General features: G+C 69.1%; 20 protein-coding genes and 4 pseudogenes. 17 read left to right on the top strand and 7 right to left on the bottom strand.

Annotated features, from left to right (window positions below; all coding sequences use genetic code 11):
• Window positions 1–3: 3 nt before the first annotated feature.
• The 3 genes from ORI94_RS32935 to ORI94_RS32925 are packed head-to-tail and all read left to right on the top strand — an operon-like array spanning window position 4 to window position 4,749.
• Window positions 4–1,653 carry an extracellular solute-binding protein gene (locus ORI94_RS32935; protein ID WP_266082455.1) on the top strand — a complete coding sequence of 550 codons (1,650 nt, stop codon included), beginning with the start codon at window positions 4–6 and terminating at the stop codon, window positions 1,651–1,653.
• Between the two features lie 46 nt (window positions 1,654–1,699).
• Entirely contained in the window at window positions 1,700–2,782 is a 1,083-nt protein-coding gene (locus ORI94_RS32930; protein WP_266082453.1) for a LacI family DNA-binding transcriptional regulator, read from the top strand.
• Window positions 2,779–4,749 carry a DUF2264 domain-containing protein gene (locus ORI94_RS32925; RefSeq protein ID WP_266082451.1) on the top strand — a complete coding sequence of 657 codons (1,971 nt, stop codon included), beginning with the start codon at window positions 2,779–2,781 and terminating at the stop codon, window positions 4,747–4,749. The genes ORI94_RS32930 and ORI94_RS32925 overlap by 4 nt, the downstream gene beginning before the upstream one ends.
• A gap of 121 nt (window positions 4,750–4,870) precedes the next feature.
• Here ORI94_RS32925 and ORI94_RS32920 read toward each other — a convergent pair.
• Window positions 4,871–5,591, bottom strand: a pseudogene (locus ORI94_RS32920) (haloacid dehalogenase type II).
• Window positions 5,592–5,782: 191 nt separating this feature from the next.
• Window positions 5,783–7,180, bottom strand: a complete 1,398-nt coding sequence (locus tag ORI94_RS32915; RefSeq protein WP_266082449.1) for an SGNH/GDSL hydrolase family protein — start codon at window positions 7,178–7,180, stop codon at window positions 5,783–5,785.
• A gap of 424 nt (window positions 7,181–7,604) precedes the next feature.
• Here ORI94_RS32915 and ORI94_RS32910 point away from each other — a divergent pair, with 424 nt between their 5' ends.
• The 12 genes and pseudogenes from ORI94_RS32910 to ORI94_RS32855 all read left to right on the top strand — a co-directional run.
• The gene (locus ORI94_RS32910; protein WP_266082447.1) at window positions 7,605–8,657 is read left to right on the top strand and encodes a LacI family DNA-binding transcriptional regulator; all 1,053 of its coding nucleotides are present in this window, start codon (window positions 7,605–7,607) and stop codon (window positions 8,655–8,657) included.
• A gap of 232 nt (window positions 8,658–8,889) precedes the next feature.
• On the top strand, window positions 8,890–10,131 hold the full coding sequence (locus tag ORI94_RS32905; RefSeq protein ID WP_266082445.1) for an extracellular solute-binding protein: 1,242 nt from the start codon (window positions 8,890–8,892) through the stop codon (window positions 10,129–10,131).
• 2 nt (window positions 10,132–10,133) lie between these two features.
• A complete protein-coding gene (locus ORI94_RS32900) occupies window positions 10,134–11,273 on the top strand; it encodes an ABC transporter ATP-binding protein (RefSeq protein ID WP_266082443.1) in 1,140 nt (379 codons plus the stop codon).
• Entirely contained in the window at window positions 11,266–12,177 is a 912-nt protein-coding gene (locus ORI94_RS32895; protein ID WP_266082441.1) for an ABC transporter permease, read from the top strand. Before ORI94_RS32900 ends, ORI94_RS32895 begins: the two co-directional genes overlap by 8 nt.
• A complete protein-coding gene (locus ORI94_RS32890) occupies window positions 12,177–13,073 on the top strand; it encodes an ABC transporter permease (protein WP_266082439.1) in 897 nt (298 codons plus the stop codon). The genes ORI94_RS32895 and ORI94_RS32890 overlap by 1 nt, the downstream gene beginning before the upstream one ends.
• 23 nt (window positions 13,074–13,096) lie before the next feature.
• The gene (locus tag ORI94_RS32885) at window positions 13,097–14,224 is read left to right on the top strand and encodes a Gfo/Idh/MocA family protein (RefSeq protein ID WP_266082437.1); all 1,128 of its coding nucleotides are present in this window, start codon (window positions 13,097–13,099) and stop codon (window positions 14,222–14,224) included.
• On the top strand, window positions 14,217–15,143 hold the full coding sequence (locus ORI94_RS32880) for a PmoA family protein (protein WP_266082435.1): 927 nt from the start codon (window positions 14,217–14,219) through the stop codon (window positions 15,141–15,143). The genes ORI94_RS32885 and ORI94_RS32880 overlap by 8 nt, the downstream gene beginning before the upstream one ends.
• Before the next feature lie 53 nt (window positions 15,144–15,196).
• The gene (locus ORI94_RS32875) at window positions 15,197–15,925 is read left to right on the top strand and encodes a cupin domain-containing protein (protein ID WP_266082433.1); all 729 of its coding nucleotides are present in this window, start codon (window positions 15,197–15,199) and stop codon (window positions 15,923–15,925) included.
• An 83-nt stretch (window positions 15,926–16,008) separates the two neighbouring features.
• Window positions 16,009–17,721: a right-handed parallel beta-helix repeat-containing protein gene (locus tag ORI94_RS32870; RefSeq protein ID WP_266082431.1), complete on the top strand. Its 1,713-nt coding sequence runs from the start codon at window positions 16,009–16,011 to the stop codon at window positions 17,719–17,721.
• Between the two features lie 77 nt (window positions 17,722–17,798).
• Window positions 17,799–19,097, top strand: a complete 1,299-nt coding sequence (locus tag ORI94_RS32865; RefSeq protein WP_266082429.1) for a Gfo/Idh/MocA family protein — start codon at window positions 17,799–17,801, stop codon at window positions 19,095–19,097.
• A 43-nt stretch (window positions 19,098–19,140) separates the two neighbouring features.
• Entirely contained in the window at window positions 19,141–20,148 is a 1,008-nt protein-coding gene (locus tag ORI94_RS32860) for an acetylxylan esterase (RefSeq protein WP_266082427.1), read from the top strand.
• A 220-nt stretch (window positions 20,149–20,368) separates the two neighbouring features.
• A pseudogene (locus tag ORI94_RS32855) lies at window positions 20,369–20,503 on the top strand (IS256 family transposase); the annotation flags it as partial.
• A 90-nt stretch (window positions 20,504–20,593) separates the two neighbouring features.
• Here the strand turns inward: ORI94_RS32855 and ORI94_RS32850 are convergent.
• The 4 genes and pseudogenes from ORI94_RS32850 to ORI94_RS32835 form a co-directional block, all read right to left on the bottom strand.
• Window positions 20,594–21,307: a hypothetical protein gene (locus ORI94_RS32850; protein ID WP_266082425.1), complete on the bottom strand. Its 714-nt coding sequence runs from the start codon at window positions 21,305–21,307 to the stop codon at window positions 20,594–20,596.
• Window positions 21,308–21,495: 188 nt separating this feature from the next.
• Window positions 21,496–21,819: pseudogene (locus ORI94_RS32845) on the bottom strand (type III pantothenate kinase); the annotation flags it as partial.
• 311 nt (window positions 21,820–22,130) lie between these two features.
• Complete coding sequence (locus ORI94_RS32840; RefSeq protein WP_266082423.1) at window positions 22,131–22,439, bottom strand: hypothetical protein; 309 nt, start codon at window positions 22,437–22,439, stop codon at window positions 22,131–22,133.
• A 67-nt stretch (window positions 22,440–22,506) separates the two neighbouring features.
• Window positions 22,507–23,136, bottom strand: coding sequence for an IS6 family transposase (locus tag ORI94_RS32835; RefSeq protein WP_266082477.1), 630 nt, complete (start codon window positions 23,134–23,136; stop codon window positions 22,507–22,509).
• A 211-nt stretch (window positions 23,137–23,347) separates the two neighbouring features.
• Between ORI94_RS32835 and ORI94_RS32830 the strand changes: the two genes are divergently transcribed.
• Window positions 23,348–24,190, top strand: coding sequence for a MerR family transcriptional regulator (locus ORI94_RS32830; protein ID WP_266082421.1), 843 nt, complete (start codon window positions 23,348–23,350; stop codon window positions 24,188–24,190).
• A 201-nt stretch (window positions 24,191–24,391) separates the two neighbouring features.
• Here ORI94_RS32830 and ORI94_RS32825 read toward each other — a convergent pair.
• Window positions 24,392–24,499: pseudogene (locus ORI94_RS32825) on the bottom strand (IS6 family transposase); the annotation flags it as partial.
• Between ORI94_RS32825 and ORI94_RS32820 the strand changes: the two are divergent.
• Window positions 24,447–24,707, top strand: a complete 261-nt coding sequence (locus tag ORI94_RS32820; RefSeq protein WP_266082481.1) for a hypothetical protein — start codon at window positions 24,447–24,449, stop codon at window positions 24,705–24,707. The pseudogene ORI94_RS32825 and the gene ORI94_RS32820 sit on opposite strands and share 53 nt — an antisense overlap.
• The last annotated feature ends 127 nt before the right edge of the window (window positions 24,708–24,834 follow it).

Here is a 24,834-nt window from a genome sequence, read left to right as displayed (position 1 = left end):
GCCATGCCCAGCATGTCCCGACGCACCCTGTTGCGCTCCATGGCCGCCGCCGGAACCGCCATCTCCGTCCCGACCCTGCTCACCGCCTGCTCCAGCGAATCCACAGGCGGTGACGTCTCCAACTCCGGCAAGAAGCTCGCACCGTGGCCCGACTACAAGCCGGTCGCGGGAGCCAAGCCCGATCTCGCACCCACCGACTCGGGGGTCCAGGCCGGCTACACCACCTACCCCTCCGACCTGACAACCTCGGTGTCCCGCACGCCGGGTGACGGCTCCACCATCAAGGTCATGTCCGTCTCCTTCGGCGTCCCGCCCAAGAGCAGGGAGCAGAACAAGTACTGGCAGGCCGTCGAGAAGGCGCTGGGCGTCAAGATCGAGTACACCGTCGTCCCGCAGGGCGACTACGAGAAGAAGATGGCCACGGTGATGGCCAACGACCCGGACGCCTTGCCCGACATCATCAACCTCTTCTCCGGCTACGAACTGCCCCGCGAGGCGGAGTTCGTGCAGCGGCGTGCCGAGGACCTCACCCCGTTCCTGTCGGGTGACGCGGTCACCGACCACCCCAACCTCGCCAACATCCCGACGCACGCATGGCGCGACATGGGCCGCATCGGCGGACTGATCTACGGCATCCCGCTGGAACGACCGGTGCCCGGCTCCACGCTGTGGCTCAACCAGCGGATGTTCACCGACGCCGGCATGAAGGAGGGCTGGACCGCCGAGGGCTTCGCCACCGTCGCCAAGAAGGCCACCCGGGGCAAGGCGTACGCCCTGGGCGCGTCGAACGGGTCGACCTTCGGCAACGCGGTGCACGCCACGGCGTTCAACGCGCCGGTCGACTGGGCGGTGGACGACAAGGGCAACTTCCACTCCATGTACATCGACGAGCGCTTCAAAGCGGCCATGGCCTTCCAGGCCCGGCTGCGCAAGGAGGGCTCGTACCACCCCGACGCCACGTCCATGTCCACCCCGGATCTGCAGACGGCCTTCCTCAACGGCACCGCCGGCTCCATGCAGAACGGCTTCGGCTCGTACACGACCATCTACCGCGACGCCGAGGGCCTGATGACGCCGGCGCCCGCGCTGCCGTACAGGGTTGACGGCAACCCCGGGGGTATCAAGGCCGCCCGCCGGTCCTTCGGCTACACGATCCTGAAGAAGGCCAAGAAGGAGCGCATCCAGATGCTCCTGCGCATCCTCGACTACCTCGCCGCCCCCTTCGGCAGCAAGGAGTACGAGCTGGTGCACTGGGGGGTGGAGGGCACGCACTTCACCCGGGCCAAGGACGGCTCACCGGAGTACACCAAGGCCGGCGAAGTGGACAACGTCAGCAACCTTCCCTTCCGTTACCTGGCCGAGGGACCTCAGGTGCTCTTCGTCCCGGGCATGCCGGAGGTGGTCCGCTCCCTGCACGCCTGGCAGCAGAAGGTGATACCGGTCGCCATCCGCAACGCCTCCTACGGACTGCAGTCGGCCACCTGGTCCAAGCACGGGTCGACCCTGGAACGGATGATGGGCGACACGATCACTGCGATCATCGCCGGACGGGCGCCGATGTCCGAGTACGACTCGGTGATGAAGAAGTGGCGCTCCCAGGGGGGCGACAGAGTGGCCGAGGAATTCGCCAAGGAGCATGCCGCCAACGCGTGACGCGGTACCGGCGGCACAGACACGGCACAGGGAAGACGGGAACAGCATGACGCAGAAGAAGCGGGTCACGATCCGGGACGTCGCCGAGCGGGCGGGAGTCTCGGTGGCCACCGTCTCCCGCGTCCTGTCCGGCAACTACCCGGTGCCGCCCACCACCCGCACCCGCGTGACGCGCGCCGCCCGCGCCCTCGACTACGTCGCCAACGCACACGCCCGCGCCCTGGTCGGCGGCGGCCGCAAAACGGTCGCCGTCGTCCTGCGCCAGGTCACCAGCCCGTTCTACGCCCACGTCGCCGAGGGCGTGGAGGCCGAGGCCGCCGAACGCGGCTGGCTGTGCTTGGTCGGCACCACCGGTGGGAATCCCCAGCGCGAGCTCGACTTCGTCCAGCTCATGCGGGAGGAGGGCGCCGGTGTCGTCATCCTGGTGGGCGGCGTCGTCGAGGACGACTCCTACCGGGCACGCGTCGCCCACTACGCCCACGCCCTCAACGCCGTCGGCTCCCGCCTCGTGCTGTGCGGACGCCCGTCCTCCGATCCCGACCTGCCTGTCCTGGTCGTCGGATTCGACAACGAGGCAGGCGCCCGTGCCGCCACCAGCCACCTGCTGTCCGCAGGCCACCGGGACATCGTGTTCATCGGCGGCCTGCCCGGGAACACCGCCCTCGACGCACGCACCGCCGGCTACCGCACCGCTTTGGCCGAGCACGGACTGCCCCCGCACGCCGCGCACGTGGTGGACTGCGGGCTCGGCCGGTCCGCCGGACACCGCGCCATGACCGAAATACTCAAGCAAGGGCGGAAGTTCACCGCCGTCCTCGCCGGCGACGACATGGTGGCGGCCGGCGTCCTGCGCGCCGTCACCGACGCCGGACTACGCGTCCCCGACGACATCTCCGTCGTCGGCTACAACGACGCTCCCCTCGCGCAGGACCTCAACCCGCCCCTGACCACGGTGCGCACACCCGCCGAGGAACTGGGCCGCGCCGCGGTCCGCCTCGCCCTAGGCGATCGCAATGACGCCCTCGGCGTCCCGCACATCCTCGGCACCCACATCGTCGTACGCGACAGCGTGGGCCCGCCGCCCCGCCCGGGCGGCGCCCCCGACACAGGAGGAACCACCCCCGCATGACCACGCCCCACCTGTCGGCCGACCCCGGCCACCTGCCACCCTCCGACCTCACTCTGTCGCCGCTCACCGGCTACACCCGCGCCCACTGGGAGACCGCCGCCGACCACCTCCTGACGAGTCTGCGCCCCTACGCCTCACCCGGGCTGGCCCAGTACCGCCTCACCGGCCGCACCGGATACTCGGGAGCCTGGTCCGACGGCCTCGAAGGATACGCCCGCTCCTTCCTCCTGGCCGCCTTCCGCATCGCCGGAGCCCAGGGCATCGACCCGCCGGGCAGCGCCGTCATCAGCGAGCTCGTCGACCGCTACGCCACCGGCCTCGCCGCCGGCACCGATCCGGACCACCCCGAGCACTGGCCGCCGATCACGGACCATTCCCAGCCCATGGTCGAGGCCGCCTCGGTGGCCGTCGCGCTGCACGAGACCCGGCCGTGGCTGTGGGACCGGCTGCCCGACGCCGTACGGCAACGGACCGTCGACTGGCTCGGTGGCTTCGTCGGAGCGAAGGCCAACGAGTCCAACTGGCGCCTCTTCCAGGTCGTCACCGAGGAGTTCCTCGCCTCCGTGAACGCGCCGCACAGCCGCGCCGAGATCGACGCGGGCCTGGCCCGGCTGGAGGACTGGTACCGCGGCGACGGCTGGTACACCGACGGCGACGGCCGGAAGTTCGACTACTACAACGGCTGGGCACTGCACCTCTACCCGGTGCTGTGGTCACGCATCGCGGGCCCCCGCGCCGACCGCGGCCTGGTGCAGGAACACCGCGACCGACTGCGCACCTTCCTCGACACCCACCAGTACTTCTTCGGCTCGGACGGCGCCCCCCTGTACCAGGGTCGCTCCCTGACCTACCGCTACGCCACCACCGCTCCGCTGTGGGTCGGCGCCCTCGCCGACGCCACCCCTCTCCCGCCCGGCCGCACCCGCCGCCTCGCATCCGGCGCGCTGAAGCACTTCACCGACCATGGCGTCCCCGACGAGCGGGGCCTGCTGAGCCTGGGCTGGTACCGGCCGTTCCTCCCGGCCACCCAGCCCTACTCGGGACCGGCGTCCCCCTACTGGGCAGCCAAGGCGTTCCTCGGTCTGCTGCTCCCGGCCGATCACCCCGTGTGGACGGCGACCGAGGAACCGGGCCCTGTGGAGACCGCCGACCACCGGCTCGCCCTGCCCGCCCCCGGATGGCTGCTGCACTCCACCGCCGCCGACGGCATCGTACGTCTGGTCAACCACGGCAGCGACCGGCTCCCGCCCCCGCCGGCGACCGCCCAGGAGAACCCCCACTACGCGCGCCTGGCGTACTCCACCGCCACCGCGCCGGAGACCCCGCCCGACGACGGGCCCTTCGGTCACGACAACCACATCGCGCTGGTCGGGAACGCCGGGGCCACCTTCCGGACGCGCATCCACCCGCTTTACACGGACGGGCCCCGGGCCGCCTCCTGGCACACCCCCTGCCTGCGCGATGCCGATCCCCCCGCGGCCCGCATCGTAAGCGCGAGCGTGGTGCACGGTCCGTGGGAGGTACGTGTCCACCTGGTGGACGCCCCCGTCGGCCTCACCGTGCGCGAAGGCGGCTGGGCCGTCGCGGACGACGATGAACCCCCTACCGGGAGCAGCAGCCCCGGCCGGGCGGTGGCCGTCCGCCGGGACGGCCTCACCAGCACCCTGGTCGGATTGCTCGGCTGGGAGACCGGACCGGACGCCCGCCATGGCACGGTCGCCCACCGGACCGGACACAACGCCTACGGCACCCACTCGGCCACGCCCCTGCTGACCGTCGACCACCCCGGTGGCACCCTGCTCCTGGCCACCCTGGTGGTCCTCTCCGCCGACCCCGCTGTCCACAGCACCCTCCGGACGCCGGAGAGTGACGTCCAGGCCCGCGCGATGCCGGACGGGACTGTGGAGATCCGCTTCCCCGACGGACACCGTGATTTCGTACGGGCGGACGTTCCCGCAGGCAGGTGAACGGTGGGCCTCCGAACCGGCCCGGAGGCCCACCGCAGTCCCGTGCGCCACGGCAGACCAGGCGCACCGCCGTCACGTCGGAGCATCCACGGCACCGTCATCATCGCCCCGGTCCGAAACTTCAGCTCCGGCTCCGGCTCCGCCGACGCCCCGCCGGACCCCCCGGGGCCTGGTCGAGCAGGCCGGCCAGGCCGTCGGAGTGTAGGTCGAACCTGTCCGAAGGGAGGGCGGATCGTCCACGGGAGGGCCGACCCGCCCGGTACGCAGCCCGAGGGCCTGGGCACCGCGCAGACCCCAGGCGTGGGTGGCGACCATCAGGAACCCCTCGACGGTACTCCGGAAACGGTGACGGCCAGTCGGTGGATCGCAGGGTCCGGCTTGTAGGGGCGGATCTTCTCGGCGGACAGGGCATGGTGCCAGCACAGTCCGGCGTGGGCGTTGAGCCCCGGCAGCGCCGTCCGGTTCGCGTGGGAGGTCTGACCAGCGAGAACCGTTCGGCGAGCTGGGCGAGGCCGGTCACGGTGTCGGGCCATGGTGGGAGTCTGCGCTCCGACAGAGCCAGGGCCGCTACGGCGACCGGGGTGTCGACTCCGGCTGCGTCGGTGACGAGCCGGGCGGCTTCCCGGTCGAGAACGTTGCTGCGGGGGTAGGACCGGGCGCCGTCGAGGACGCGACGGTGCTCGCGGTCGATGTGCTGCTGCCACAGCGACAGGAAGCGCTCGATTCCGGGATCGTCGAGGCAGGGGGGCGAGTGCACGAATGTCGGCGCGGATACCGGTGGGCTCGTCGACGAGTGTGCCGAGCACGTCGAACACGACGGCGTCGATCTCCGGCTCTGACATGAGAGAAATCTCCTGATCGAAGCGGGGGAATGAGCGTGTCTGTCAGCCGAATGCAGCCGGCAGACACCCCGATTTCCGCACCTCACGGTCTGCGCGTCGACCCTGGTCGACGCCGTCGGCCACCGTGCCCGCCCCACCGTCGCGCCGTCTTCGCGGGGTGTCGGCACGTCCGCCGGTTACGGGCCGGGAGGTCACCGGTCGTCAGGTCGCACCAGCCGGGCGGTCAGCACGGGCACATAAAACTCGGTGATGGCGGTGATGTTGGGATGCGTGCCGCTGCCGTTGCTGGTCGGGAAGCCGTTGGCGTCGCGGCCGTTGAAGGTGTAGGCCACGCGCTGAGCGTCGATCCGGGTGTCAAGGGTCGTGTCCCCGAAGACGTCGGCGACCGTGACACCCCATTTCTCGGCCACCCGCAACGTGACCTCCCGCAGGGTCAACTGGGTCTGCCAGTCCCTGGAGACCAGTTTGTGGGTGGTCACGTACACGATCCGGGCAGTCGGCCACTTCTCCTTCATCGCGTGGATGGTCGCTTCGAGAGCTCCGGTGTAGGTACTGGTGTCGAGGTCGGCCGGATCCAGGGAATCGTCGACCTGCCCGATCTCGTAGGTCTGGTTGTCGTGAATCTCCAACGCGTCGTTCGTCCCACCGTCGAAAACGATGACGTCGGGCGCCTGGGCGACGGCCCGGCGCACCTGGGAGATGATCTGCCCGCCGTGGGCATCGGGCGCCGGACCCAGCGTGGCACCGTTCCTCGAGTACTTTGTCAGCGAGATCCTCTCGCGTTCGGCGACGAAGTCCACGAAGCCGCGTGCGTACCCATTGCCCTGGACGATGCTGTCGCCGAAGGCGTAGAGGGATGTGCCGACCAGGGAACCCTTGGCGGAGTGGGCGGGCCGTGACAGTCTGAAGTTGTCGATCGACTGCGTGCCGGTCCCGTAGTAGTTGCAGGCGACGAACTTCGCGAGGTTCGTCCCAGTGATGTCTCCCGTCCCGGAGGCCATCACTCTCGGGGCCGCCTCTCCGGTGGTGATCGCGTACTGGAGCGTGCCGACGGAGAAGTCCATGTGCAGGTCCACCGTGAACCACTTGCTGCTGTCGAAAGCGGTCCGGTTCCACACAGGGTTGAGGTCGTCCTCTGCGGAGGCGGAGGTGGAATCCGGTCCCGTCACCGCGTAACGGAGCTCGGTGGCGGTCGACGCGATCGCGAACACGAGGTGCCCGTCGTCGTCGCGCAGCTCCAGACCGGTCTTCATCGCCGAGCTGGCGATCGCCGTGCTCCAGTCGAACCGCAGGCCCAGGGTCTTCTCTTCCCGGATCGAAGACGGGAACCGTTTGACGGACGTCGTGTAGCTGCGCATACCGTCCGTGAGGTTCAGTACGCCGTCACTGCTCCCCGCGCCGATCGGGAAGCCGAAGTCGGCGGACTCGGTCGGGTCGTCGAAGTTCTCGCTGATCAGCGTGACCGGGGTGAGGTCGGTGGCCGAGGCGGTGCCGGGCAGGGCGAGCCCCGTGAGGAAAAGAGCCGCAGTGGCGAGCGCGGTGGTCCGTCTCCGTGTTCGCGGACCGGTTCTGATCTTGGAGGATCGCACGTCGAACTCCTTTGGTCTCGGGCTGCCGAGAACGGGCCTGAGTGGTGCGAGGGAGAGAGGGAGAAGATTTGGGAGGCCGGGGCTGCCGGATCGGCGCACGGCGGAGGCGGAACGTCCTCGGGCAACGTAGTGATCGTTCACTCCGGAGGGCAAGGCCCGCGCACGTGATCGATCACTTTTTGCATCCCGGCGGCTCCTGTGTCGACTGGTGCGGTGTCTCCCACCCGGTCCCCGGCCGGGCCCGGAAGGGGCGAGGGCCCTGGACCCCCCTCGTCCCGGGCTCCGCCGGGGGTGCACGGAACCGATGGACCGGCCCGGCCGCCGTTCTATGCTCGGAGCAATCGACTGCGCGGTCAGGGCGTCGGTTTCGCCCGTTTCAGGCGGATCGGCCGTCGCGCGGTTCAAGGGAAGGACGCATAGCGGCATGGTCGGCGGCTCAGGAACGGCAGAACCGAAGAAGAAGCGCGCGACCATCTGGGAGGTCGCCCGGCTGGCCGGCGTGTCGCACCAAACCGTCTCGCGATACCTGAAGAACGACGGCGGCATGAAGCCGACCACGAAGTCCAAGATCGACCGAGCCATCGCCGAACTGGACTACCACCCGAACCTCATCGCCCGGTCCATGCGGACACGGCGGACCAACCGGGTCGCGATCGTGCTGCCCGAGCTGACGAACTTCGTACCCATCCCCATGCTCCGGGGAGCTTCCGCCGCGGCGCACGAGGAGGGGTTCACCACCGATGTCATCGGACTGGAGGGCGGGGAGGGTCGACGCGCCGAGGGTGTCCTGAACCTCCTGGCCTCGGGGCAGGCGGAGGGCATCCTGTCCTTCACCCCGCTCGGCGACCTCAGTGAACGCATGAAGGGCGAGACGGCGCCCGTGATCGTGTTCGGCGAGTACGACGACGACATGCACTCACGAGGGAAACTGGCCGACGGAAGGCCGGCCGAGGACATCGTCCGTCACCTGGCCGACCTCGGACACCGCCGTTTCCTGCATGTCGCAGGACTGCGTGGCTGGGCGTCGGCCGACAACCGCCGTGCCGTGTACGCCGAGGCCGTCGCCAAGTACGGTCTGGAGTCGTACGGCATTTACGACGGGGACTGGTCGGTGGGCTCGGGCTATCAGGCCGCACAGGAACTCCCGGTGGACTCCGGCGTCACTGCGGTACTCGCGGCCAATGACTACGTGGCCATCGGGGTCATCAGAGGTTTTCAGGACCGAGGGATCCGGGTCCCAGAGGACGTCAGTGTCTTCGGGTGGGACGACGAACCGTTCGGTCTCTACCTGCGCCCGACGCTGTCCACCGTCAGGAGCGACGGGGAGGCTCTGGGACGGCAGGCGATGGCGTCCCTGCTTGCCGCAATCAGGGGAGAACAGCCTCCGCAAATTAGCGAAAGTAAGCTATATGAACTCGTCCCCCGAGGGTCCAGCGGCCCTTCCCGTGGTGAGTTGGGTCGGAATGCTAACTCGTAGGAGTTTGGTGCCCCTGGTGACTGGGAGCAGTAAAATTCACTAAAGCAAAAGTGATCGATCATCTGCAAGGGTATTGACGCAAAAAGTGATCGATCACTATCGTCGCTCCGACACCACGGCAGGTGCGACACGTGGTGGATCTCTTATCGATTCATCCCACTCAAGCAGACCGGGAGAGGCGGCGGCCCAAGCCGTTTTCCGCACGGAGGCCGGAGTGGCGAAAGGAAAACCCGTGACACAGCAAGGTGTTGCCAGGGGCGGACGAGCCCGGGCCTTCACAGGGGCCGCCGTTGCTCTGGCGGCGGCGTTGACCATCGCCGGATGCGGCGCGCCCGGAACCGATTCCTCGTCGGACGCGGACTCCCTGACCCCCAAGAAGCCGGCCAAGCCGATCAAGTTGACCGTCATGGACGGTGGCGGCAACCTGGCCGGCGGCGGCAAGGCCGCCATCGACGCCTTTGTGAAGGCGAACCCGGACCTGGTCTCGGGTGTCACCTACCAGACGGCGGCCGGCCCGGACGTTGCGGGCAAGGTCCGGGCGCAGCGCAGCGGCGGCAAGATGGACATCTCCCTCGTCCTGGGCGGCCCGGACGTGCTCGGCGCCGCCGAGAAGCAGGACCTCCTGCTGGAGCAGGTCGAGGCCAACGCCGAGTCGCTGCCGGACCTCTCCGCGATCCAGGACGCGCCGCGCGCCGAGCTGCAGAAGACCGCCCACGGTCTCGGTGTGCTGATCAACTACGACCCCAACGGGCCCTTCATCGACTACAACCCGGACAAGGTCGACGCTGGCGACGTCCCGGCCACTCCCGAGGAACTGCTGGAATGGGCCAAGGCGCACAAGGGCGAGTTCGCCTACGCGCAGCCCTCCGGATCCGGTTCCGGCCGCGCCTTCATCCAGGCCCTGCCCTACATGCTGGGTGACTCCGATCCGCAGGACCCCGTCAAGGGTTGGGACAAGACCTGGGACTACCTCGCCGAACTGGGCGAGTACGTCAACAGCTACCCGGCCAGCTCGACCATCCTGGCGCAGCAGTTCGGGGCCGGCCAGTTGGAGGTCATCCCGACGATCATCGCCCACGACGTGTCGAACCGTAAGACGAAGACCTGGCCCGCGGACACCGGAATCGCCCTGTTCGACAACCAGAACTGGATCAGCGACGGCCACTTCGCGATGGTGCCCAAGGGCGTCAGCGCCGAGACGCTGTACGTCGTCCTGAAGCTGGAGTCGTACCTGGTGGGCCGGGAGGCGCAGCAGGAGCGGCTGACCACCGGCGTGCTGACCACCGCCAACAAGGACGTCACCACCGAGAACTCGGGCTCGAAGGTGAGCGTCTTCGTGGAGGAGTGGGGCCGGCCCGACTTCTACCCGAAGGCCCTGAAGACCGGCGAGGTGCGTGTCGCGCTGGCGCCCGACAAGATGCAGGAGGCGTTCGACCTCTGGCAGCGCAACGTCGGTTCCAAGGTCGGTAGCTGACCATGGCGATGACAGGTACCAAGCCCGCGGTCACCTTCGAGAAGCTGTCGATGCGAGGGGTCACCCGCCAGTACGCCAAGGCCGGCGCTCCCGCCCTGGCCGAGCTCGACCTGGACCTGGAGCGAGGTGAGTTCGTCGCCCTGCTGGGCCCCTCCGGTTGCGGCAAGTCCACCGCGCTGGCCTGTCTGGCGGGTCTGCAGCCGCTCACCAGCGGCTCCATCTGGCTCGACGACACCCGGATCGACACCCTCCCGACGGAGAAGCGCGGCTTCGGGATGGTCTTCCAGAACTACGCCCTCTTCCCGCACATGAGCGTGCAGAGGAACGTCGAGTTCGGCCTGAGCATGCGGGGTCTCCCCAAGGCGCAGCGACAGGAGGGCGCCCTGCGCGCCCTCCGGCTGGTCCAGTTGCGCGAGCACGCGGCCAAACTGCCCTCGCAGCTGTCCGGCGGACAGCAGCAGCGCGTCGCCATCGCCCGCGCCCTGGCCATCGAGCCTGAGATCGTCCTCATGGACGAGCCGCTGTCCAACCTGGACGCGGCCCTGCGCATCGAGATGCGCACCGAGATCAAGCGCCTCTACCAGGAGCGCGGTCTCACCGTCCTCTACGTCACCCACGACCAGGAGGAAGCGCTCTCCCTCGCCACCCGCCTGGTGGTGCTGCGCAAGGGGGTCCTGGAGCAGACGGGCACGCCGCAGGAGGTGTACACCAACCCGGTCAGCGCGTATGTCGCCGGCTTCATGGGCTACCGCAACCTCTTCCCGGCGCAGGTCGATACCACCGGGCACGGGAACGCGGTCAGCGTGCGGGCCCACGGCACCGTCATCCACGGCAGCCACCGCTCCGGCGCCTCGCTGGAACCGGGAGCCGAGGTGACCGTGGCCATCCGGCCCGAGGACTTCGTGGTCGGCCCCGGCACCACCGGCAACTCCGTCAAGGCGGTCGCCGAAGTGGTCGAATACCACGGCCGGGAACTGTCGGTGCGGGCCCGTACGGGCGACGACACGGTACTGCACCTGAAAACCGACCAGCCGGTCGTGGCGGGCACCACCCTCCACTTGGGGGTCGTGCCCGAGCGGGTTCTGGTCTACGCCGAGTCCTCCGCGTCCGGAGCCCAAGCGGGGGAGGCTCCGCATGGCTGACGTGCTCGACCCGTCGCGGGGGAGCGCTGGCCGGCAGCCCCTGAAGCACCGGCTGGCCGAACGCGGCATCGACTGGTCGCTGATGTTGCTGCTGCCGGCCCTCGTCGTGATCGGCGCGCTGTTCCTCTACCCCTTCATCTACGGCATCTCCATCTCCTTCCAGCCCTTGGAAGGAGGCGGCCCGTTCGCCAACTACCAGGACTTCTTCGGCGACTCCTACCAGCGGGATGCCATCTTCAAGACGCTGCAGCTGGCCGTGCCCGTGGCCTTGGTCAGCGTCGGCCTCGCCACCCCCATCGCCTACCAGTGCCGACGCGACTTCCGTGGCCGGAAGCTGGTGACCCTGGCCCTGATGCTGCCCATCACTTTCGGCAGCATTCTCATCGCCCAGGGCATGCTGCGGGTGTTCTCCCCCTACGGGTGGGCCAACCTGGCGCTGGAGGCGATCGGCCTGCCCAAGGCCGACCTCCTCTACAACTACGAGGGCACCTTCATCGCCGCCGTCCTGACCACCCTGCCGCTGGCTTTCCTGCTGCTCATGGGCTTTTTCGGCGGCATCGACCCAGCCCTGGAGAATGCCGCCGCCACACTGGGGGCCGGCCGGGCCACCCGGTTCTGGAAGATCTCCCTGCCTCTGGCCATGCCCGGCATCCTCACCACGTTCATGCTCGCCCTGGTCGAAGCATTCGCGATCTTCCCCTCGGCGATCCTGGTGGGCCAACCCGACAACGAGACCCACGTCCTGACGATCCCCATCTACCAAGCCGCGTCCCAGCGGTCGGACTATGCGCAGGCATCCGCCATCGCCATCGTGCTCACTCTCATCGAGCTGCTGTTCCTCGCCCTGATGGTGCTGCTGCGCAACCGCCTGTACAAGGGACCCGCGGTAGGAGGCAAGGGCTGATGACCACCCTCGCCACCCCTCCGACCGCCGGCCCCCGCCCCACCGAGGCCACCCCGCCCAAGCGGACGTCCAAGCCACGCCCGACAGTGACCGCCGTGGTCACCTGGATCACGGCCGGCCTGTTCGTGGCGTTCCTGCTGGCGGTCCTCGCCTCCGTGATCGTCGCGTCCCTGGGCGCCTCCTGGGGCGCCAGCTGGCTGCCCAGCTCGGTGACCTCCGACTGGTTCCGCCAGGCGTGGGAGACCCCCGGTCTCTCCTCGTCGCTCGCCGTCACCTTCCAGGTGGCCGTGGCCGACGTTCTGCTGGCCCTCGTGATCGGCGTGCCCGCCGGCTACGTCCTGGCCCGCAAGTCATTCCCGGGCCGCTCGGCGATCATGCTGTTCGCCCTGTTCCCGGTGATCCTGCCGCCCCTCACCTACGCCGTGCAGCTCGCGGCGTTGATGTACCGCCTCGGCATCGGCGGCACCCTGCTGTCGGTGATCCTGGTCAACCTCGTACCGATCCTCCCGCTGGTCATCCTCATTACGGTGCCGTTCGTGGAGCAGATCTCACCGCAGGTCGAGGACGCCGCCCGGGTGTTCGGCGCGAACGACTTCAAGCTGTTCACGCGGGTCCTGGTGCCGCTGCTGATGCCAGGCATCGTCGCCGCCGGTGTGCTCTGCCTGGTACGCGTACTCGGTTCGTTCGAGCTGACGTTCTTCGTCTCCAGCGCCGAGACCCAGACCCTGGTCGTCACCATCTTCGGCGCCATGGCCGACCCCGGCGGCCCGCCGGCCGCCCTCACCGCCGCCATGACCGTCTTCTACATGGCCATCGCCCTCATCGGCCTCGCCATCAGCCTGCGCTTCTCCAACCCCGCCCAGGCACTGTCCGGCAGCGCACACCGCGCCGTCTGAACGCCTCCCTCAGAAAGAGACCCATGACTCACGCTCACCACCCCGTCCGGGTGGCGGTCGTCGGTGCCGGAAAAATCGCCGACGCCCACCTGAAGGCCCTGCGCGCCCGCGAGGACCAGGCGACCGTCGTCGCGGTCGTCGACCTGGACGCCGACCGGGCGGCCGCCTTCGCCTCCCGTTGGAACGTCCCCGCCGCCTATGAGGACCTCGCGGAGATGCTGGCGGCTGAACGGCTCGACCTCGTCGTCGTGTGTACCCCGCCGGCGGCGCACCACGACGCCGTGGTGGCCTGCCTGGACGCCGGCGTCTGGGTGTGGTGCGAGAAGCCCCCGACCGTGTCGGTCGCCGAGTACGACGCAATCGCCGCACACGAACGCGACGGCGGCCCCTACGTGTCGTACGTCTTCCAGCACCGCTTCGGCTCAGCGGCGCGCGCCCTGCGCGAGCAGATCCGCACCGGCGCCCTCGGCACCCCCCTTGTCGGTGTCTGCCACACCCTCTGGTACCGGGACGACGCCTACTACGACGTTCCGTGGCGGGGCACCTGGGAGAGCGAGGGCGGCGGCCCCGCCATGGGCCACGGCATCCACCAGATGGACCTCATGCTGTCCCTGCTCGGAGACTGGACCGAGGTCCGCGCCGCCGCCGGCACCCTGGCCCGCGACGTGGACACCGAGGACGTGTCCATGGCGATAGTACGGTTCGCCTCCGGCGCCATGGTCTCCATGATCAACAGCGTCCTCTCGCCCCGCGAGACCAGCTACCTCCGCTTCGACTTCACCGAGGCGACGGTCGAACTCAGCCACCTGTACGGCTACGACAACAGCCACTGGACCTGGACGCCCGCTCCGCACCGGGCGGACGACGGCCCGAGCGCCCTCGGCGCGCCCACCGACGACCTCGCCAGCTCGCACACCGCCCAGCTCGGCAACCTGCTGGCCGCCCTGCGCGAGGGGCGGCGCCCCGAGGCGAGCGGCGAGGACGGCCGCCGCACCCTCGCCTTCATCGCGGCGCTGTACGAGTCCGCGGCCACCGGCCGCCCCGTCACGCCCGCCGACCTGACCCCGGACAACCCGTACTACCACGCCATGAACGGCCCCGCCGCGACAGCGCCCTCCTCGGATGCCGACAAGGAGCACGCCAGTGCCTGACACGCCCTTCACCCTCCGCCACGACGACAACGGCACCGAGGCGGTCGTCAGCGTCGCCGGCACGGACGTCGCCCACTACGTCTACCGGCCCGACACCCCCGTCGAGGAATCCCCCAAGCCGTACCTGTACCCGCTGCGGACCCTGTCCGGGGCGCCGCTCGGTGTGTACCGCCCATGGGATCACCGTTGGCACAAGGGCCTGCAGATGACCTGGTCACACCTGTCCGGCGACAACTTCTGGGGCGGCCCCACCTTCGAGGACGGCGCCCCCGGGCACGGCTACGTGTGGCGGGAGAACCACGGCACCCAACTGCACCGCGCCTTCGACCAGAACACCACAACCGAGGACACGGAGCTCACCCTCCGCGAGCACCTCGACTGGGTCGCCTCCAACGACGACCGGTGGCTCACGGAAGTGCGCACCCTGCGCTTCCACAGCGCCGACCCGGCACGCGGCATCTGGGCCCTGGACTTCGGCAGCGACCTCACCAACGTCCACGACGGCGCCCTGCACATGGGCAGCCCTACCACCCATGGACGGCCCAACGCCGGTTACACCGGCCTCTTTTGGCGCGGCCCCCGCGCCTGGACCGACGGCGACGTCATCGGCGCCGACGACCACGAGGGCGAGGACCTCATGGGCGCACGCGTCCCTTGGGCGGCGATCGCCAGCGACCACGACGAGATCGACGGCGGAGCCACAGTCCTCGCCCTCGCAGGCACCTCGTCCGCGGACGTCCCCCTCACCTGGTTCGCCCGCAGCAAGCAGTTCGCCGCACTCAACCCCTCACCCGCCTTCGATACGGAGATCAAGCTTGCGCCCGGCGAAACCCTGCGCCTGCGCCACCGCTTCGTCTTCATCGACCGCAGGACCGCACGGCGCGAACTGGAGCCGCTGGCTGCGGAGTTCACCCTGTGAGCGACACCGGAGTCGACATCCCTCGTCGAGAAAGCCGGTCCGAGGGGCATCCTGTGCCCGATTTCCCCGGCGCGGTCGGCCTGAGCGCGCTGCGCGCCTACCCCTGGCCGACCGCGGACGACGAGCACGGCGGCTCACCGCATATGCACCTCACCTGCACGGAGGGCTACGTCGTCACGGCCGGCCGGGGCCGGCTCCAGACATTGAACGCCGAGGGGCCGAGGACGCACACCCTGGAGCCGGGGGACGTCGTCTGGTTCACCCCCGGGACCATCCACCGCGCCGTCAACGACGAGGACCTGCGCGTCACGGTCGTCATGCAGAACAGCGGACTCCCCGAAGCCGGGGACGCCGTCCTCACCTTCCCCCCCGACCACCTCACCCCCGACGCGTATCCCCGGGCCGTCTCCCTGCTCGACGGGACCGGCCGGCCAAGCCCGGAACGCGCGCGGGCCCGCCGGGACCTTGCCGTGGCCGGTTTTACCGAACTCGTGCGCCAATGGGAGAGCGGCAACACCCAGGCCCTGCACGACTTCTGCCGGGACGCGGCCCGCTTGGTCGCGCCCCGCCTGGGGGAGTGGACCGAGGTCGTGCGCCAGGGTCCGCTCGCCGCCGCCCGACGCACCTTGGAACAGATCGACGCCCTGCGTGCCGGAGAGATCGACCACCTCCTCGACGCAGAGTCCGCCCGCATCGCCCGCCCGGCCGAGGAGACCCTCGGCATGTGCGGCCACCTGCGGGCCTACGACCCGATCCGCCGCGCCGGCCCATCGGGCGAGTGAGCGGAAGCACGGGACGCTTCCCCACTCCGCAGCGGTGGCACCTGCACCGTTTCTCCCTTCACCGAACGGAAGGACACCCACCCATGTCCAGTCCGCACTGGGCACCACCCGTGGCCAGAGCCGCCCGCCGCCTGGGCGCAGTGGTCACGGCCGTCGCCCTCACCGCCGGAGCCGTGGTCATGCTCGCCGCACCCGCCGAGACCGCCGCCCGCACCTACTACGTCAACTCCTGCCAGGGCAGCGGCAAGGACACCGCCTCCGGCACGTCCTCCAACCACCCGTGGAAGAGCCTGGACAAGGTCAACGCCACCACTTTCAAACCCGGCGACCGCATCCTCTTCCGCAAGGGCTGCACCTGGGAGGGGCAGCTGTGGCCGAAGGGCTCCGGCACCGCGTCCGCCCCCATCACGATCGGGTCCTACGCCGGCGCCGACAACTCACCCCTGAAACCGGCCATCCAGGGCGGCGGCGAAGTCGCGGACGCCGTCAAGCTGCACAACCAGGAGTACTGGGAGATCCGGGACCTCGACGTCAGCAACGAGGCACCCGCCACCGACACCCCCGGCGAGAACCTGGCCGAGCTGCGCGGCATCCACATCTCCGGTGACAACTCCCAGACCCTGGACCACTTCGTCGTGGACGGCGTCGACGTCCACGACGTCACCGGTGAGGACAACTGGATCTCCGGCGATCCCGAGTCCGGCACCGAACCGGGCATCAACTTCGGCACCGGCTGGGACGGATCCAAGCGCACCGGCGGCATCGTCTTCGACACCACCGTGCCTGACGTCACCGCCCCGCCCGCCACCGCCACGGTCCTCAACGACATCACGGTGTCGGACTCCACCATCGTCAACACCTCGTTCGGCGGCATCATCGTCAAGCAGTACACCGGAGACGGGCCCGACGCCGTCGCCACCGGCTGGGGCACCCGCACCTCCGCCACCGACACCAAGTTCACCCCGCACACCGACGTCACCGTCCGCGGCAACTACATCTCCCAGGCCGGCACCGACTACGGCTGCAACGGCATCTACCTCACCGACGTCAGGGACGGGCAGATCGACCACAACGTGGTCGCGCACGCCGGCACCTCCGGTATCGAGACGTACTACTCCGACCGCATCACCATCGAGCACAACGAGGTGTACGGGACCAAGCGCAAGGCCGGCGGCGCCGACCACAACGCCATCGACCCCGACCGCGGCACCACCAACGTGCTCGTGCAGTACAACTACATGCACGACAACGGAGACGGCATCCTCTTCTGCCAGTTCGGCTTCGGCAGCGTCACGGCCCGCTACAACATCATCGTCAACAGCAGCCGCTACGCGATGTACCTGCACTCCAACACCAAGGCGACGGCACAGATCCACAACAACACCGTCTACAACGACAACGGCAGCAAGTACCTCGTCTACGGCTTCGGCTCCTACCTCAAGGGCACGTACACGCTCCGCAACAACGCCTTCTACTCCACGACGGACGGCGCCGTGTTGAGCAGCAGCGATACCATCACCTACGACACCAATTACTACGGCGGCGCCGACCTCCCCGTACCCGCAGGTGACACCAACGCCGTCACCGGCGACGCCAAGTTCGCCGACCCGGACGTCTCCGGCCCCTACGGTGACGTCACCAGCGGCCCCCGCCTGAGTACTGCCCTCGGCTACCGGCCTCTCGCCCGCTCCGCCCTCATCGACAACGGCCTCGCCATCACCGACAACGGTGGCGTCGACTACCGGGGCGCCGCGCTCTACGACGAGGAACCGGACATCGGCGCCGTGGAGTACTGAGCCTCTCTCTCCACTCGCCTCACCGGGCGGGCCGCCGCGGCGGCCCGCCCGGTGCCGACCCCTTACAGGAGGCGCCCATGGGCCGCCGCTACGCGATCATCGGCCTCGGCCACCGCGCGCAGTTGTACGTCGACGCCCTGCTCGGAGACTGGAGCGACACCGGGACCCTCGTTGCCTTCTGCGACACCAACGGCACCAGGATGGCGTACTACAACCGGCGCCTGCGGGCCGTCGGCCGGCCTGAAGCCCTCTGCCACACCCCGGACGACCTGGCCACCGTCCTCGCCATGGCCGATGCCGTGATCGTCACGACGGTGGACGCCGCACACGCCGACTACGTGTGTGCCGCCCTGGACGCGGGCCTCGACGTCATCGTCGAGAAGCCGATGACGACCACGGCCGACGACTGCGCCCGGATCGCCGCCGCCGCGGAACGCAGTAACGCACGACTGACCGTGACCTTCAACTACCGCTACTCGCCCCGCAACACCGCGGTCCGGGAGATCCTGACGTCCGGCCGCGTCGGCGAAGTGACAGCCGTCCACTTCGAATGGATGCTCGACACCGTCCACGGGGCGGACTACTTCCGCCGCTGGCACCGTGACCACGGTCAGTCCGGCGGGCTGCTCGTGCACAAGTCGACCCACCACTTCGACCTCGTCAACTGGTGGCTGGACAGCTCACCGGAACTCGTCTTCGCCCAGACCGGCCTGCGGTTCTACGGGGCCACGGGGGCGGGCACCCGTCAGTACACCAGCCCCCGGCCGACCCGTTCCCACGGCGCGGCGGCCCTCGGCAGGGACCCCTTCCTTCTAGACCTCGCCTTGGATGCGCGACTGAAGGCGCTGTACCTCGACGCCGAGCACGAGGACGGCTACCTGCGGGACCAGGACGTCTTCGCCGAGGGCGTCACCATCGACGACACCATGTCGGTCCTCGTCCGCTACACCGACCGGACCGTGCTGACCTACTCCCTGACGGCCTACGCCCCCCACGAGGGCTACCGGGTGTCGTTCACCGGTACCCGCGGCCGGCTCGACCTGGAAGTCCACGAACGGGGCTACACGCCCACGGGCGCAGAGATCGCCCCGACCTCGACCAGCCAAGCGCATGACGAGGGCCACGAGCGACTCACGGTCCAGGAGCACTGGAAGAGGCCGGAAGACATCGCCATCACCCAGGTGACCGGCGGCCACGGCGGCGGCGACCGACTGCTGCTCGACGACGTCTTCCGAGGAAGTGCGGCCGACCCGCTGGGCCGCCGGGCCGGGTGCCGGGACGGACTGCGCAGCGTTCTCACAGGGGTGGCGGCCGACCGGTCGGCCCGCACCGGCCGACCGGTCACGCTGACAGCCGACGGCACGCGTCTCGACTGACTCCGTCCAGGCATCGCCCTCCACCTTTCCCAGGAGCACACACATGGCCCTGTCCGACCTCCCACTCGACGAACTCCGGGAACACCGGAGCCGTTCGATCGAGCCCGACGACTTCGACACCTTCTGGTCCCGGACCCTGGGGGAGGCACGCAAGCACGATCTCAACGCTCGATTCGAACCCGTCAGCACCGCCCTGTCGACCGTGCAGGTCCACGACGTCACCTTCTCCGGATTCGGCGGCCATCGCGTCAAGGGGTGGCTGGTGCTCCCCGCAGACGCCACCGAACCGCTGCCCGTCGTGGTGCAGTTCATCGGCTACGGCGGCGGACGCGGCCTGTCGCACACCCACCTGCTGTGGGCGTCCACGGGACGGGCCCACTTCGTGATGGACACACGAGGCCAGGGCAGCGGAGGGACCGTTGGTGACACGCCCGACCCTGTGGGCAGCGGCCCCGCGCGCCCCGGCTTCATGACACGGGGCATCGAGGACCCGGAGACGTACTACTACCGGCGCCTCTTCACAGACGCCGTGCGCGCGGTGGAAGCGGCACGCTCCCATCCCCTGGTGGACCCCGCGCGCACCACCATCCTCGGCAACAGCCAGGGCGGCGGCATCACGATCGCGGCGGCCGGACTGATCCCGGATCTGGCGGCGGCCGTGCCCAACGTCCCCTTCCTGTGCGACTTCCCCCGGGCAATCACCCTCACCGACCGCCCGCCCTACCGAGAGATCGGCGACTACCTTAAGGCACACCGCGGACGCGTCGAACAAGCTCGACGCACGCTCGCCTACTTCGACGGCGTCCATTTCGCGGCCCGGGCGACCGCCCCCGCACTCTTCTCGACAGCACTGGAGGACCGTACCTGCCCGCCGTCGATGGTCTTCGCCGCCTTCAACGTGTGGGCTCACGAGGACAAGGAGATCGAGGTATACGACTTCAACGACCACGAGGGCGGCGGCCCCCACCACGAGCTAGCACAGATGAGGTGGCTGGTTAAAGCGGATCCTCACAGCTCATCCACCTCAGTCTTGCATAAATCGGACGCCTGATGGCTGGACTCTCCGAAGGCGGGCCCACCCCGGTCGACCACACCCTGCAGGGGGCGACCGGGCGATGACGACGCCAGCACCAAGTCCGCGTCAGTCACCCACAGCGCCGCCCGGGTCCGAGATGGGGAGTGTCCAATCAACGGCGGATCTGATGATCAAGGAGATGCCAGAAAAGACCGAGACCGTTGTCGAGCAGGAGTCCGTGGAGAAGCCGGCGGTCATGCCGGTGCCGACCGCGTCGGATGAGCAGTTGGTTGCGATGCTCGTGGACCGGGCCCGATCCGAGGGGCTGCAGCTGACCGGCGAGGGCGGCCTGTTGCAGATGCTGACCAAGCGGGTGCTGGAGTCCGCCCTGGCGCGGTTACCGGGGACGCGCTGAAGGCACCACACGGTACGTGGTGCCTTCAGCGCGCCTACGGCAGGCGCAAGGTGTGCCCGGTCGGGGTCAGGCGTTGGCGAGAAGCCTGCCGCCGAGGCCGCTGCACTGGTTCATGCTGCCCGTGGTGGCGCGGAACCCGGGCGGGATGGGCGAGGTGGGGCACACGTACAGGCCGGCGCGGGCGACCTTGTGGTACCAAGAGCCGATGCCGCCGCAGCCGTACTTGTCCCAGGCGGTCACCACGTACCCGGGCACGATCGGCGAACCCGCGCAGGTCCACATGCCGTCCTTGGCGAGCTTGTGGTACCAGGAGCCGATGCCGCCGCAGCCGTACTTGTCGTGGGCGGTGATGACGTAGCCGGGCACGATCGGCGAGCCCGAGCAGGTCCAGATGCCGTCCTTGGCGAGCTTGTGCTGCCAGGAGCCGATGCCGCTGCACCCCTGTTTGTTGTGGGCGCTGATGACGTACCCCGGCACGATCGGCGAGCCCGAGCAGGTCCAGATCCCGTCGCGGGCGGGTTCCTGGTACCAGGAACCCCTGCCGTTGCAGCCGGTTTTGTTGAGCTGGGAGATGACGTATCCGGGGGGAACCGGGTCCCCGCCGCAGGACCACCCGCCTGCCGCGGCCTGCGGGGCAGCGGCTTCGGCGGCGCTTGCCGTGGTGACGGTCGTGCCGGTGAGGACGGCCGCGAGCATCGCGACCGTTCCGACCATCGCGGCGAACCTGGTCCGGAGGACCGCGGTCGCCGTACGCGTGCGCAGGCGTAACTGACTGTTCACTTCACACCCATTCTGGACAGGCTCGCGTGCCCGGCCGCGACGGCCGAGAGCACCTAGCGGTGGAACAGGTGGGACCTTACTGAACTCCGGTGACAGGCTGTGCTGTTGTGGGGAAACCTGCGACCACGGTTGTCTGAAACAGGTGCCGGGCCGGGCTGGTTCCGGCACCTACGGGGCCGGGCGGGCGGTCAGGTGCGGGAGACGTTGCGCTCGTAGACGAGACGCAGGCCGATGAGGGTCAGCCAGGGCTCGTGCTCGTCGATCACCGAGGACTCGCCGAGCGCCATCGGCGCCAGGCCGCCGGTCGCGATGACGGTGACGTCGTCGGGATCGTCGTCGGGACCGGCGAGTTCCTTCGCCGTGCGTTCGGTGACGCCGTCCACCTGGCCCGCGAAGCCGTAGAGGATGCCGGACTGCATGGCCTCCACGGTGTTCTTGCCGATGACGCTGCGCGGGCGGGCCAGTTCGATCTTGCGCAACTGGGCGCTGCGCACCCCGAGCGCCTCCACCGAGGCTCACCTCTGCTCGCGCGGAGAGGACGGGCCCGGCAGTGCCCACGAACTCGTCGAGCACGGCTCACCTCCGCTCGCGCGGAGAGGACCCTTTTCGACCTGCTCTGTTGACAGGGCTTTGCCGTTACTTTACTGATGGGTCTTGGCAAGGGGTGTGCCTCCGATTTTGTCGGTTTCGGCTGACTCAGCCTACGCGGTATGGCTCGGCGGAATCAGGGCTGCGTGTTTCCCTTGTCGTCTCCGCTGCGATGCGGGCGGTTGTAGCTGCGGCCTGTGCGGCGTGATGGGTGACGGGCGGTTGAGCGAGGCCATCACCCCCCTGCCGGTGGCGGTCGAGTCCCGTGAGGGCTACGACCGGAACGCCGGCGGACCCGGGTGCCGTCGGCTGACTCGATGGTCATCCAGGCTTCGATGATCCGTACCTCGAGCCGTCCGTAACCGCGCCCGGCCTGGTATCTCCCGGCGCAGATGGTGGTCAGGTGGGAGCCGTCCGGCAGCGGGCGGCGTCCCGTCGGGCGCCGCTTGCGGGTCGAGCGCAGCAGGAAGGACGCGCCAGTAACGGCCACTGCCTCCAGGAAGTCGTAGGCGTCGGCCAGCAGCACCATCGCGGGCGCTGTCACATTATTGGGTGCGTGGGTCTCTGGCGGCGCGTCGGGGCGTGGTGGGGGCTGGGTTCCGGGCCGGTGTTCAAGCCGCGGCGGGCTGGCCGGCGGCGCCGGTGGTCTGCTCCCAGATGGCGAAGCGGAAGCGTACGGTCATCTCGGCTCGGTAGCCGGGGACGGTCACCAGGTGACGGCGGGGCCGGAAGGAGGGTGAGATGCCGCTGAACGCGGCCAGGAACCGCTGGGCTCCGCCGACGCTGCGGAAGCCTTTCATGGCGCGCTCACGCTGCCGGGTGGGCGGGTGGCTGTTCTCGGCCCGGTTGTTCAGGCCCTTGTGCGAGCGGTGCTCGACCGAGGGCATGACCTGGCGGTGGGCGGCACCGTAGGAGCGGAGCTTGTCGGTGACGATCACCCGTGGAACCGTGCGGGTCGTCTTCAGGAGCTTGCGGAAGAAGCGCCGGGCCGCGGCCTTGTCCCGCCGGTTCTGCACGAGGATGTCAAGGACGGTGCCGTCGGCGTCCACGGCCTGCCACAGGTACCTCGACTCACCGTTGATCCTCACGAAGACCTCGTCCAGGTGCCACTTGTCGCCCGGCCGGGGCCGTCGGCGGCGCAGGCCGTTCGCGTAGGTCTGCCCGAACTTCGCGCACCAGCGCCGGACCGTCTCGTGGGAGACGAGCACGCCGCGCTCGAGCATGAGCTCCTCGACCTTGATGGGGCTCCTTGAAAATCCCCAACCCCTGCTCGGGTGCCATCAGACCTGCTCGACGGATCTCCCCACCCATTCCGGGCCTGTCCTGGGACGGGACACCAATGGCGAGGGACCGCCCGATAGCCCGTCAGGGTCCGGGGGGTGTGTAGTTGCACATGCCGTAGCGGCATGTGGTGTCGTCGAGGGCACCACAGCACGAAAGGCCCTGTCTGCGATGTACCCCTCCGCCACGCCTCCCCGCGAGGTCAAGATCGGCGATGCCGCCGCCTTCGCCGGAACCACCCCGCGCGCCATTCGTCACTACCACCAGATCGGTCTGCTGCCGGAGCCCGAGCGAGGCGGAGACGGACGCCGCCGCTACGGCTACGACGACATGATCCGCCTGCTGTGGATCCGCAAGATGTCCGAGGCCGGCATCAGCCTGGACGACATGCGGGCCGCCTTCGACGAAGCCCGGGACGTTGAGGACGTCCTGGGCCGGCTGGAGGAGACCCTGGCCGCCCAGGAGGCCGACATCAAGCGTCAGCGCGCGGCAGTCCAGCGCCTGCGGGGCGTGGGCAGCCCGCTGGGCTTGCTCTCCCCGTTGGTCACGGACCGGCTCAGCCACCTGCCTTCTGGCGCACTGCGCCCCTCCGACCTGGACGCCCTGCTGGTCACGGAACGGATCTTCGGGCCGCTGGGAGCCGCAATCCAGGCCAGCGTGTTCATCACCCTGGCGACTCATCCCGGCCTACGGGCCGAGGCAGACCGCCTCGACGCGGCCGACGCCGCCCTCGATGACACCGTCGACCCCCACGACCCGCAGGTCGAGGAACTCGCCGCGCAGCACTGCGCCCACCACAAGGCCCTGCTCCAGGCCATTGAAGCGGCCGGACTCGACGTGGCCGAGGAGAAGCTCTTCGAGATCTACGACGCCGAGGCGAGCCGCGAGGAGGATGCCCAGATGAGTGCCTTCGAAGCGGTAACCAAGATGCCCTATGGCTTCTCCGCGGCCCGGACGCGGTGCATGGAACTCACGGCACGGCTCCTTGACGGGGCCCTCTCCGCAGGCAGCTGATCGCTGGTGTGGCCGTGCGTGAGGATCCCGGATTGGCCACCGCCACGAAGCCAGCGTCTCGACGTCTCGACACGGCCCGCACACTCCACGAGCGGGAAACCCAAGCCGCCGACCCGGGCCACGCTCCTTGAAACTCCCTACTTCGTTGAACACCAGAGCGAGTGATGCGAGGAGCATCCCTGGCCGTTTTCAAGAATCCCCATCAACCTCGCGGAAGCTGAGCGGGAACCGGAAGTAAAGCCACACGCAGTGCGCGATGACCTCGACCGGGTATCGGTGCCCCTTGTACGACGGCGACGCGGACGACACGAGCGAACCCCTCCCCGGCGCAACCAACTCCAAGATCATCCCAGGCCGGTCAGCCAACGTGACAACGCCCGCGGGAAGTGTTGTGGCGCTGATCGTGAAGACTCCAGATATCGAAGCGCTGAGATTCGCCAGGACCGACCGCGTAACGCCTGAGCCCATCATGACGAGGCACTGCGGATGGTCGGGGATCCGCTGGCTTCTGGAGTGACCCCCAAAATTCCGACACCTGGACGCTGGATGACTCGTCATCCAGGGGAAGTGATCCAAGGTGGCAAAGCGGAAGAACTACCCCGAAGAGTTCAAGCGGGACGCGGTGGCGCTGGCCCGGACCTCGA

It is taken from the genome of Streptomyces sp. NEAU-W12 (genome assembly GCF_026242095.1).
In the GTDB taxonomy this organism is placed as follows: domain Bacteria; phylum Actinomycetota; class Actinomycetes; order Streptomycetales; family Streptomycetaceae; genus Streptomyces.
Note: the sequence above shows the minus strand (reverse complement) of the source record. Positions and strands in the feature narration are given on the sequence as shown.